General features: G+C 58.2%; 9 protein-coding genes and 1 pseudogene. 4 read left to right on the top strand and 6 right to left on the bottom strand.

Annotated elements, in window-relative coordinates; all coding sequences use genetic code 11:
* Positions 1–980 precede the first annotated feature (980 nt).
* The gene (locus HMPREF3098_RS09565; RefSeq protein WP_141739744.1) at positions 981–1,841 is read left to right on the top strand and encodes an endonuclease domain-containing protein; all 861 of its coding nucleotides are present in this window, start codon (positions 981–983) and stop codon (positions 1,839–1,841) included.
* Positions 1,842–1,985: 144 nt separating this feature from the next.
* On the opposite strand, the gene HMPREF3098_RS09560 is transcribed toward HMPREF3098_RS09565, so the two are convergent.
* Together HMPREF3098_RS09560 and HMPREF3098_RS09555 are read right to left on the bottom strand one after the other, a co-directional pair.
* On the bottom strand, positions 1,986–3,497 hold the full coding sequence (locus tag HMPREF3098_RS09560; RefSeq protein ID WP_070434961.1) for a YeeE/YedE thiosulfate transporter family protein: 1,512 nt from the start codon (positions 3,495–3,497) through the stop codon (positions 1,986–1,988).
* 264 nt (positions 3,498–3,761) lie between these two features.
* A complete protein-coding gene (locus HMPREF3098_RS09555) occupies positions 3,762–5,252 on the bottom strand; it encodes an APC family permease (protein ID WP_070434960.1) in 1,491 nt (496 codons plus the stop codon).
* A 657-nt stretch (positions 5,253–5,909) separates the two neighbouring features.
* On the opposite strand from HMPREF3098_RS09555, the gene ahpC reads away from it, so the two are divergent.
* On the top strand, positions 5,910–6,473 hold the full coding sequence (ahpC, locus tag HMPREF3098_RS09550) for an alkyl hydroperoxide reductase subunit C (protein ID WP_035115900.1): 564 nt from the start codon (positions 5,910–5,912) through the stop codon (positions 6,471–6,473).
* Positions 6,474–6,816: 343 nt separating this feature from the next.
* Positions 6,817–8,397: an alkyl hydroperoxide reductase subunit F gene (ahpF, locus tag HMPREF3098_RS09545; protein WP_070434959.1), complete on the top strand. Its 1,581-nt coding sequence runs from the start codon at positions 6,817–6,819 to the stop codon at positions 8,395–8,397.
* Between the two features lie 147 nt (positions 8,398–8,544).
* On the opposite strand, the gene HMPREF3098_RS11585 is transcribed toward ahpF, so the two are convergent.
* From HMPREF3098_RS11585 to HMPREF3098_RS09535, 4 genes and pseudogenes are all read right to left on the bottom strand, one after another.
* Positions 8,545–8,706, bottom strand: coding sequence for a hypothetical protein (locus HMPREF3098_RS11585; RefSeq protein WP_168156021.1), 162 nt, complete (start codon positions 8,704–8,706; stop codon positions 8,545–8,547).
* A gap of 42 nt (positions 8,707–8,748) precedes the next feature.
* The gene (locus HMPREF3098_RS11915) at positions 8,749–8,943 is read right to left on the bottom strand and encodes a permease (RefSeq protein ID WP_246815922.1); all 195 of its coding nucleotides are present in this window, start codon (positions 8,941–8,943) and stop codon (positions 8,749–8,751) included.
* A 91-nt stretch (positions 8,944–9,034) separates the two neighbouring features.
* A pseudogene (locus HMPREF3098_RS11910) lies at positions 9,035–9,304 on the bottom strand (permease); the annotation flags it as partial.
* Positions 9,301–9,528, bottom strand: a complete 228-nt coding sequence (locus tag HMPREF3098_RS09535) for an ArsR/SmtB family transcription factor (protein ID WP_070434957.1) — start codon at positions 9,526–9,528, stop codon at positions 9,301–9,303. The gene HMPREF3098_RS09535 and the pseudogene HMPREF3098_RS11910, both read right to left, overlap by 4 nt.
* 114 nt (positions 9,529–9,642) lie before the next feature.
* Between HMPREF3098_RS09535 and HMPREF3098_RS09530 the strand changes: the two genes are divergently transcribed.
* Positions 9,643–9,927: a hypothetical protein gene (locus tag HMPREF3098_RS09530; RefSeq protein ID WP_070434956.1), complete on the top strand. Its 285-nt coding sequence runs from the start codon at positions 9,643–9,645 to the stop codon at positions 9,925–9,927.
* Positions 9,928–9,965: the final 38 nt, after the last annotated feature.

Here is a 9,965-nt window from a genome sequence, read left to right as displayed (position 1 = left end):
CTGCTGCACATTCGTCTTACTGCGCGTAAATAACGGCGCGGAGTGCTCAGCCGCACATCTCTACCCTCGCGGAGCGCTCAGCCGCACATCTCTACCCTAAGGAGCTGTGCGGCTCGCCCGCGCCCTAGTTATTCCTCGCTGACACAGCATCATCAGCGTTCAACCACCCATCGCGCACCCAAATTCACACAATGTGCAGCAGAACTCCGACAGAATAACGCGTTTTTGTTGGAGTTCTGCTGCACATTCGTCTTACTGCGCGTAAATAACAGCGCGGAGCGCTCAGCCGCACATATCTCTACCCTCGCGGAGTGCTCAGCCATCTCTACCCTAAGGAGCTGTGCGGCTCGCCCGCGCCCTAGTTATTCCTCGCTGACACAGCATCATCAGCGTTCAACCACCCATCGCGCACCCAAATTCACACAATGTGCAGCAGAACTCCGACAGAATAACGCGTTTTTGTTGGAGTTCTGCTGCACATTCGTCTTACAGCGCGTAAATAACGACGCGGAGTGCTATTCAGGCCAGATTGCAACCAAAGCGGGAGACAACCCTACGAGGCAAGCACCGCGAAATTCATGACACTATCCCGACTATCCCGCATAATGTAAAGAAGGGGAAAACAACTAGACACCGACAGCGGCGCAAACACCACGGAATCCAACAGGCGCAAGCACCGCACAACAAGGGGGACAACCGTGGAGCGAAACAAGGGACTCGGACAAGTCATTTTACAGCGGGAATCGCATCTCCCCTGGCCAGACACTCGCTCGGCGATTCTTCAAGAACACCACCCACTCAACCGATATCACCCCGAGGTAGAGCGGGGGATCGCGGCTCATGGCGTCGAGAAAGAGAGGCAACGACTCACCGTGCGGGGATTCAACGGGCGGTTTTCGCGGGTCTCGCGGACAGCGTATCTTCCCGCAGCGAGTGAGCGCCCCGCGCAAGAGCTGAGGTTCGGTGGGCGACACAACCACATGGGGTTTACCTACCGGCACCACATGATCTCGCGGATTCGTGCCCGAGCGTTGGAGAATCCGCAGGTCACATTCACAGGATGGGCGGCGCTGCGGATCCTTGGGCTACCGTACTGGGTCAACGATATGCCGGTGCAGATCCTCGCTGCAGCTGGCGGAAGGAAGCCTCGGACCCTCTACCAACCCCACATCGTGGTCAGTAGATGCGGCTGGAAATGCGCAGTGCGCGCGGATTGGCGCGCTGAATTCCACGATCTACCAGCGGAAACGCAGTGTGCTACAGGAGGAATCGCGGTATCGCAGGCGCTACGCGACGTACTGACACAGAACGCCAAGTGGTGGCTGCCCGATTTACGCTGGATCGAGGGCAAGCTGGGTTTGAGTTCGGTAGAGATCCGCGCGGTGCAGCTCTTAGACGCGGTGCGACGATTTCTGCCGCATGATGCCCTCGACGCGTCTGATGTTTTTGTGGCCGGGCAGGTGAACCGAAAGCGAGTGGTCAAGCTGGTTGAACTATCCACACCACTGGCAGATTCACCGATTGAATCATTGCTACGGCTACTGCTGCGGTCGGTACTGCCGGACCTGAGACCGCAGGTCGTGCTGATGGACTCGAGCTACCCGGATCTCCCGGTCGCGACGGCAGATTTGTGGAGCCCTTCGGCGCGGATCGCGGTGTTCTATGACGGCGACCACCACGATGATCCCCAGCAGCGACATATTGACGCCCGCGTTGACCGCGACCTGCGGAGTCAGGGGATTCATGTGCTGCGTTTCACGAAGTGGGATCTGCGCGATCCGGTGAGCATCGTCGATAGCGTTGCCCGAGCAGCTCGGTTGGGGAATGCAGCTCAGGGATAGGGTCGCAGCCCAGCCCGGCGGGTCACCGCCCAGCCCACGGAACGCAGCCCCACCCCACCCTCATTCGCAAAATGTGCAGCAGAACTCCGACAAAATAACGCATTTTTGTTGGACTTCTGCTGCACATTCGTCTTTCTGCCCGCGTTAACCCTTCTTGACCGTAATCGTCCAACCCGCGTCCGAGGTCTGTTCAAAGTTCGTCACCTCGTGCCCATCGGCGGCCGCCCACCGCGGAATCGCGTCGGTAGCCTGCGTGCAGTCAAAGTCGATCTGCAGACTATCGCCGACCTCCAGATCCTCCATGACCGTCTTCGCATCCACCAGCGGGAAGGGGCAGACGGCGCCGAGGGTATCAAGCGCATAGGTATGCTCGCCTATTTGGCGTAGACCGGCGACCTGGTTCTTTTTATCCGACGCCACGCTCCGCTGAGCAGCATCCTTGCGCTCTAACAGTGCAGTTCCTGCGGTTTGGAAGCCCAACTGGGCACTCCCCGCCTGCCACTGGTCAGCATCATTTTCGCTGCCCTCGGCAAAATTCTTGCGGGTAAATGCGGAACGTGGGGAAACATCGTGCTGGTCAATTTGCTGCACGATGGGCTGCGTACCCTGCAGTTTGTTTTGGGACTGACCCGGCACAGCCTCGGTTGGCTTCAGCCACAGCTTAGCGGCCACTCCAATGCCGATCGCGATGAACAGCAGCGCAACCCAACCTTGGTAGCTAAACAGCGAGGTCTGAACCATACCGTTGCCCACGGTGCATCCGCCGGCGGCGGATGCACCTACGCCCATAAAGATGCCACCGATAACGGAGCGCACAGCCTGCGTGGGGGAAGGCACGCGCAGACGGAATTCTCCGGATAACTTAGCAGCAATGAATGCACCGATCAGTAGACCCAACACCAGCATGACACCCCAGTCCACTTTGTCGGCACCACTAATGACGAACTTGGTCAAATTCGAAGAAGGGCTGGTGATACCCAAGCCGTCGTTGCGGCCAGTCGCAGCGGACAGTGGCCAGGCAATTACGCCCAGCACGCCGATGATCGCCGCTGTTGGGTAGAAATGCCATGGCTTTTCAGTCAGTAGGTGCGCTAATCCGGTTTTCTTAGGCTTCAACGTTGCCATCTTGGGCGCCTGTGCTTCCTGCACAAGGAAGTGGCGAGTCAGCAGTGCAACACCGATGACAAACGGGATTACTAGCCACCAGACGGATACTCCCAGCGATCCGTGAATAGTGGTGATGGGTAGCTTCCAGCTGCTCAGGCCCTCGTTGAGCCAGTTCAGCGCACCGCCCTTCATCGCTGCCGCACTGCCACCGTAAAACAGTAGCGCCAGCCACGATCCCACAAGCCCTTCCGCGGAGCGGTACCACGTGCCGGAGGCGCATCCGCCGGCCAGTACGATGCCTGCTCCGAACAGCAGACCACCCAGCACGACGGCTGCGGGCGCGAATTGTTTATAATCCGGCGTGATCATTCCCGCGGACGTCAGTGCTGCCAGCCCTACGGCATGCACTGCAATAACGATAAGCAGCGCGGTGAAGCCACGCCACGTTTTGTTGAGGAAGATATCTCGGATCATGCCGGTAACGCAGAAGCGTCCACGCTGCATCACGTAACCGAGCGCAGAGCCAAGAGCCAGGCCTGTAATAATCATGAGCATTTTCCGTTCACACGTTGTCGGGTTTTTGCCCCACCGTCGGACGTACCTGTGGGGATTTCCTTTCAGCATCACTAATGAGGAGCCGGAAGGGTTCGTGACGTACACCCTAGACCCGGATGAACCGTTCTGTCTACTTTTTCTAGACCGAGCTGTCTATAAACCTGCCCCGCTAGCAAAAGGCAGTCTGACTATTCATCCATCCTGCAAACAAAATGAACTCACTGTTCCCGCAACCCCGCCCCGCTAGCTATTAGCTCTCTACTCACCCCCTTCAGCCTGCGCGAGCACAGAATGCTTGCGCGAATAGAGGAAGTAAACCGCAAACCCCAGAGCCATCCACACAAGGAATCGAATCCACGTTTCGATAGACAGATTTGCCATGAGCCACAGCGTGAAGATCGCAGAGAGAATCGGGAGAAAGGGAACCATGGGAGTCTTGAAGCTTGCCGCACCTGGGTAGCGCTTACGCAACACAGGAGTACCGAGAGCTACTAGCAGGAACGCGAACAGCGTGCCGATATTCACCATCTCCCCTAGGTCACCAGCGGGTGCCACTGCTGCGAGTAGCGCGATCGCAATAGTCGTGATCCACGTGATCCGCGATGGCGTTCCATGCTTGGAGGTCTTCGCCAAACTCCGTGGCAGCAACCCATCACGGGACATCGCAAACGCCACGCGGGTCTGCCCCAGCATCATCACCATCACCACAGTGGTCAAGCCGGCAATAGCACCTACGTTGATGATCGTCCCAGCCCATTCAATACCGTTGGCAGCAAAAGCGGTTGCCAACGTACGGGAATGCCCATCTTCTGGCGTGGAGAGCTCGGTGTACTTCACCATGCCTGTCAGCACGAGCGCCACTGCAACGTACAAAACTGTCACGATAACCAAAGTGATGAGGATGCCCCGAGGCATTGCCTTTTGTGGATTGCGCGTCTCTTCCGCAGCGGAAGCCACCACATCGAAACCAACGAAGGCAAAGAACACCAGGGAAGCCGCCGCAAAGATACCGAACAGTCCATAAGCGGAACCATCCGCCCCCGTAGCCCAGCTAAACAGCGTTTGCTTCAACCCCTCACCAGAACCGGACACGTTCTGCTGTGCCGGCGGAATGAACGGCCTGTAGTTTTCCGCCTTGATATGAAATGCGCCCACCACGATGACAAACAGGACAACCCCCAGTTTGATTGCGGTAATGACAGCACTCACACGCGAAGACAGCTTTGTACCGCGTGCCAGCAACGCACCAAGCACCAATACCAACAGTGCCGCACCCCAATCAATGGTCAGACCCCCGACCTTCAACAGGGTGAAGTCTTCAGATCCCATCAGGCCACCCGCATAGGACGACCAAGCCTTCGCCACTACCGCAGCAGCAACAAAAAACTCCAGAACCAAGTCCCAGCCGATAATCCACGCGATCAGCTCACCAAAGGTGGCGAAACTGAAGGTATAGGCCGAACCCGCTACGGGAACCGTCGATGCAAATTCTGCATAGCAAAACGCAGCCAGCCCACAAGTAACTGCAGCCAGGACGAAGGCAATAGCCACCGATGGCCCTGCCATATCGCCGGCTACTTGCGCCGTCATCGTGAAAATGCCCGCGCCGATCACGACGGACACTCCGAAAACAATAAGGTCCAAGGTGCGCAACTCGCGCTTCAGACGAAATCCTTCTTCCTGCGTTTCGGAAATAGATTGCTCCACGGTTTTCGTGCGGAACAGCCCCGAGTTAGTTGGTGAGGACATGAGAGTGGTGCCTTTGTTCGGGCCAGCGATCCTCTAGATGCGCCAGCTGAAGTTGTCGTGTGAAAAAACTACTCCTGCAACGCAACAAAACCAATTCGGATAAATTATTCGTAATATCTTCCTCCTGAAGGAATCGCCTGTGGCGCAGAAAATTTCAATATCTTTCGCAGGTACACCCTCAGACGCAACAAATCACCACACCCCCACATCCCCCGGGTACGGAAAGCTATAAAGCGCGCACCGATTTGCGAGACACTCACCACCTTCACCCCTTCATCACATCCTCACATCCCCACCGTGCAGAAACCACTAAAGCGAACAAGGACCTCACCACCCCCTTCCGCCACCCCACCCTTCAGGCCCCTCCCCGGACTTTGAGAGCACATCCACACCCACTTCCCTGCATTGATAATGCCTCGCAATAACGATCGATAACCCTTCATTAATTCAAACTTATTAATCTTTGACTTCCGCAAGGACGTAGCTATAATAAGTGATGAACCGCGATACGATCGTGGCTACGGCCGAGCGTGGCGTCGTCCCAAAAGGTGCAACAGCGCACCGAGCCGCCGCCACAAAAGCAAGTAGGCTTTGTGAGGCAGTGATAATTCACTGACTCTCAAGACAATCGACCCCAAGCCCCTAAGGAGACACAGTATGTCCCTCATCAACACCGAGATTCTAGATTTCAAGAACCCTGCGTTCTACAACGGTGAATTCACCGAAGTATCCAAGGACGACGTCCTGGGCAAGTGGTCCATCTTCTTCTTCTACCCAGGCGACTTCACCTTCGTTTGCCCAACGGAGCTGGGCGACTTGGCTGAGCACTACGAGGAGCTCAAGCAACTGGGCGTGGAGGTTTACTCCGTATCCACCGACAGCCACTTCGTACACAAGGCTTGGCACGCAGAGTCCGAGCAGGTTGGCAAGGTTCAGTACTACATGCTGGGCGACTCCACCGGTGAGCTAACCAACAACTTCGACAACATGCGCCCAGGCGCCGGTCAAGCTGACCGTGCTACCTTCCTGGTCGACCCCGAGGGCAAGATCCAGTACATCGAGCAGACCGCCGAGGGCATCGGCCGTTCCGCTGCCGAGCTGCTGCGCAAGGTTAAGGCCGCTCAGTACGTTGCCGCTCACCCAGGCGAGGTTTGCCCTGCGAAGTGGGAAGAGGGCGAGGACACCTTGACCCCAGGCATCGATCTGGTTGGCAAGATCTAAATAGTTCTACCTCTCGCTCCCTCTGGCCTGGACATTCAATCTAGGCGCGCTGGCTTCGATGTCGCGCATGCGGGAGCAACCTCTTAGCACGAAAGGGGCGAGTGGGCGGCTGCTCGCTCGCCCCTTCTATGGTTTTTACACCACGTGCCGGCGATCGTGCCCGCGGCACCACCACATCCAGCCGATCGTGCCTGCGCCACCGCATGCGACCGATCGTGCCCACACCACCACAAGCAGCCGATCGCGCCCACGGCGCCCGCACCACCGCATGCAGCACTTTGACTAAAAACTAATTCCCATTACCCCCTCCCCGACTAACTGTAATCCCCAAAGGAGAGCCCCCATGGCTAAGAAGCTTCTCGACGAGAACCTCACCAAGCAGCTGGCACAGTTGATGCCACGCATTACCGAAGAAGTAGAACTGATCTACTCCCTCGACGACCGCGATGCCTCCGCGGATCTTAAGCAACTGCTCGACGACATTGCTGCACTGTCCGACAAGGTCAGCGCCCGGGAAGATGCCGATGCACACGAGCGCAAGCCTTCCTTCACGATCTCCCGCAAGGGCACCGATACCGGCGTGACCTTCTCCGGCATCCCCATGGGCCACGAGTTCAGCTCCCTCGTGCTGGCCCTGCTGCAGGTCGGTGGCAACCCCATTAAGGAAGACCAAGAGCTCATCGACGCGGTGAAGGGCCTGGACGGTGACTATGAGTTCGTCACCTACATGTCCCTGTCCTGCCAGAACTGCCCCACGGTTGTGCAGGCACTGAACGCGATGTCTGTAATCAACCCACGGATCAAGCACACCGCCGTAGAAGGATCCCTGTTCCAGGATGAGGTCAACGACAAGGGCGTTCAGGCTGTGCCTACCGTGTTCCTCAATGGTGAGGAGTTCGTTTCCGGGCGCACGGATATTGCCGACTTCGTCCGCAAGCTGGATTCCGGTGCAGCCGCCCGTGATGCGAAGAAGCTGAACGAGAAGGGCGAGTTCGATGTCCTTGTTGTCGGCCAGGGTCCAGCCGGGGTGTCCGCTGCCATTTACGTTGCGCGTAAGGGCATGAACGTTGGCTTGGTCGGCGACCGCTTTGGTGGCCAGGTGCTGGACACCATGTCCATCGAGAACTTCATTTCCGTCAAGTACACGGAGGGCCCGAAGTTCGCCGCCGCCCTTGAGGAGCACGTCAACGAGTACAACATCGACGTGATCAAGGCCCAGGAGGCCACGGGCTTTACACCTGCTGCCGAAGCCGGTGGGCTGCACTCTGTCCACTTTGGGGACGACGCCACCCTGAAGGCCCGTCAGGTCGTTATTGCTACGGGCGCAAACTGGCGCCTGCTGAACGTGCCTGGTGAATCTGAGTACCGCAACAAGGGCGTTACCTTCTGCCCTCACTGCGACGGTCCGCTGTTCAAGGGCAAGGACATTGCTGTTGTGGGTGGTGGCAACTCGGGCATTGAGGCCGCCATCGACTTGGCAGGCATCGTTAAGCACGTCACCGTCTTGGAGTTCGGCGAGCAGTGCCGGGCCGACGATGTGCTCATGGACAAGATCGAATCCATGTCCAACGTGGATGTCATCACCAATGCCGCCACCACGGAGATCGTGGGTGACGACAAGAGCGTGACCGGCCTGAAGTACACCGACCGTGCTACGGACGAGGAGAAGACTCTGGACTTGGCCGGAGTGTTTGTTCAGATCGGCCTGCTGCCGAACACGAAGTGGCTGGAGGGCTCGGGTATTGAGACCTCCGGTCCGGGCGAAATCGTCATCGACGATCACAACGCCACCAGCATCCCGGGCGTGTACGCCGCAGGTGACTGCACCGCGATCCCGTTCAAGCAGATCGTGGTTGCCCAGGGCGCAGGTGCAACCGCAGGCCTGGGTGCGTGGGAGTACTCCGTCACGGGCGGCAAGAAGTAACGATGCCCGGCTAGTTGTACTGACCGGACGCGTTGATTAATGGGGGCGTGCCATCGACATCACAACTACCGGGCTGGAATACCTCACGGCCCACGGCGGGTGAAGACAGAGATGGGGCTGCACCACAGGCCCCGTAGATTCGGTGTGTCAGTTCCCGTCCGTGTCCTCGTTGTTCGGTGCTGAAGAGGCAGCCGTCACAGTGAGCGCACCCTGTTCGGTCTGGGGCTGGTCGTCATCGTCGGGCACGATCTGGGCTCCGCAGCAGCTGCTGTCCAGTTTGCGTGAGGTGAAGAAGTCCTTGAATTTCATGGTTCTTTGTTCTCCTTGTGAGGGTGGAATGTGGTTGTTGGGTCAGGCGATCAGTGGGATGAGATAGCCAGAGGCGATGGCCGTGACGATGATAGTGACCACGAACGTGACCACCAGTCGGGGCTTAAACATGGCGGTGCGCATCAAAACCTCGGGGATGGAGGCCCCGGCACCGCCGATCATCAGTGCGAACACGGCGCCGAATCCAATCCCCGGCCGAGCTGAGGGACAGGCCAATGGGCAGCATTGTTTCGATCCTCACGTAGAGCGGGACACCAAGAACGGCGGCCAACGGCACGGCCACGATGATGGGATCCAGTAACGGCGACGAGATCAGGAAGGTCATCGACGTCCGAAATGCCGCTCCCGACTTCAACATCCCAGCAAGCACCGGCAGCGTCAAACAGGAGCAGAACGGCATGATAGCCCCTAGCAGCAACCCGTTGACCGGGCCAGGAAGGTGCCCATCGGCCATCCAGCTCTCGATCCAGTCCGACCCGAACCGCCGGTTCACCAGCGCGACGAGTACCGAGAGCAGCGAGAACAAGACGAGCAACTCGACCAGGATCAACCCGAAAGTCTGTACCGCATGAATCATCGCTCAGCACCCGAAACTGATACCTGGTCGTCCACCACGGGGGCGGTGCAGCATACCTTCTGGCCTTCCGGAGTAAGAGTCGTCAAGTGAGCGAGCCACTGCACCGGCGCCGCCAACTGCTCACAACACAGCTCGTAGATGTTGGAGCGACCCTCGGCCCGCACACTGATCAGCTGCGCTTCCCGCAAGGCCGCCACATGGTGGCTCACAAGCGCCTGGCTCAACCCGCCGAATCCTGGCCGAGCTCAAACACGACACCACGCAAGACTCCGACCAACATCACACCTCAGGCCCTCAACACAACGCCTACGGCGTAGCGCCTCCGAACTAGAAAAACCATGACTGAGAATAACTACCGCACGGTGCGTAGCATCGATGCATACTTAGCCACTTTCCCTAACGCACTGCGTGGACTAGAAGGCAGGCGCCTGCGCATCGTTGTGGAAGCCGTGCACAGTGGCGTCTTGGAGGGATGCCGTCCCACTGAGGAGAATGCCGCAGACATTGCCCAGTCGCGTGAGCGTGGTCCGATGCCTCCCGAGCCTGCCCAGGCGATCTGCGACCGGGTACGTGCACGACGCAACGACCAGAAACGCAATCGAGACAACACCCCCACCGCATGAGGAGGGTGCTGTTGCAAAGTTGGGCCAGGGTCGAAAAG

The organism is Corynebacterium sp. HMSC28B08, assembly GCF_001806865.1.
Taxonomy (GTDB): Bacteria; Actinomycetota; Actinomycetes; order Mycobacteriales; family Mycobacteriaceae; genus Corynebacterium; species Corynebacterium auriscanis.
This window is presented reverse-complemented; position numbering and strand designations above follow the sequence as displayed.